This window comes from bacterium endosymbiont of Bathymodiolus sp. 5 South (assembly GCF_900128535.1).
In the GTDB taxonomy this organism is placed as follows: Bacteria; Pseudomonadota; Gammaproteobacteria; order PS1; family Pseudothioglobaceae; genus Thiodubiliella.
In genome coordinates, this window is sequence record NZ_FQTR01000380.1 from 1 (window position 1) to 1,009 (window position 1,009).

The window sequence follows — 1,009 nt, forward strand, 5'->3', positions numbered from 1 at the left end:
TATTCGAGGCAAAGTCCCCTTGGGTTTTATCCTTTGAATGGTCAAGTCGAATATTCTCAGGTACCTTCTCCAACACGCCCTGTGTTTTCAGCGATACCAACGATTCCATTAATAATACTTGTAATTGCTCTTTATTCATTTTTACTCCTATTCTTGATTAATCCAACTTTTCTTCTTCATGGTATTTTAAATATAATTTTCTACCAGTAACTTAAACCTTTTTTTGAAACTATACAAATGATATAATTCCCCTTAAGGATTGCGGATTTGCGGTCGACACTAAGCCATTGTGGATTCACAGTGGCTTAGTGTTATCTGGAAAAACCTTATTGCTAACTATTCTTTCTTTTATAACCTCAAAACTTTTATTTTCTTGTTCGGGTCTCAAACAATTCAATCCAATTGGTCGTGCTATCAAATCAGCTAATTGTAAACCTGTGGAGTTACTTTGTTTGTTCACCATTACCATTTTAAAATTGGCTTTCATGCCCTTGAAATTACCCTTAGAACATATTCTGCTAAATTCAAGCTCTAAATCTCTATCTTCTGCTCTTCCTCATTGCTCTACAACAATATGCGTTATTTTCTGCTGTTGATTAGACGCAATTAAGAAGTTGAATAAACATTCAACACAAAACTTAAGTGCAATATGATAAGGATTGTTATCATAACGATAATGTTTATTTAGCGCCTCTTTTTGAATAGTTGCACTAATAACTTCAAACTTTTGCTGATTAACAACATCTGATAACTTTCCTATAAAACTGTTTTTCTTTTCTTGATTGTTCAGCATCTTAAAAACACCTTTATCTTTACGAATTTCATTCTCACGCAAAATAATCATATCATGACCAAAGTGATTAAACTTAAATTCTTAGAAACCCTGAACAGTTTTCAGATAATCAGATTTTTTGAATATGCAAAACGCCAATACAAATATTGAATATTGTGTGTCAATATTGATAAGCCCATGATCACCACTTTCATCAGCATAAACAATATAATCACT

Annotated in this window: 3 protein-coding genes; all 3 read right to left on the reverse strand. The window is 32.2% G+C overall.

The annotated features are described in order from the left end of the window. Window positions 1–295: 295 nt before the first annotated feature. The 3 genes from BBROOKSOX_RS11625 to BBROOKSOX_RS12555 all read right to left on the reverse strand — a co-directional run bounded on the left by BBROOKSOX_RS11625 (window position 296) and on the right by BBROOKSOX_RS12555 (window position 1,000). Window positions 296–487, reverse strand: a complete 192-nt coding sequence (locus BBROOKSOX_RS11625; protein WP_180324051.1) for a DUF3800 domain-containing protein — start codon at window positions 485–487, stop codon at window positions 296–298. 69 nt (window positions 488–556) lie between these two features. After that, window positions 557–835: a hypothetical protein gene (locus BBROOKSOX_RS11630; RefSeq protein ID WP_218973761.1), complete on the reverse strand. Its 279-nt coding sequence runs from the start codon at window positions 833–835 to the stop codon at window positions 557–559. A gap of 39 nt (window positions 836–874) precedes the next feature. Next, window positions 875–1,000 (reverse strand): hypothetical protein, encoded by a 126-nt coding sequence (locus BBROOKSOX_RS12555; protein WP_373896636.1) that lies wholly within the window; start codon window positions 998–1,000, stop codon window positions 875–877. Window positions 1,001–1,009: the final 9 nt, after the last annotated feature.

Bases quoted from the DNA above. Each gene is read 5' to 3' on its own strand.
- BBROOKSOX_RS11625 (WP_180324051.1), bottom strand. From the start codon at position 487: ATGAAAGCCAATTTTAAAATGGTAATGGTGAACAAACAAAGTAACTCC.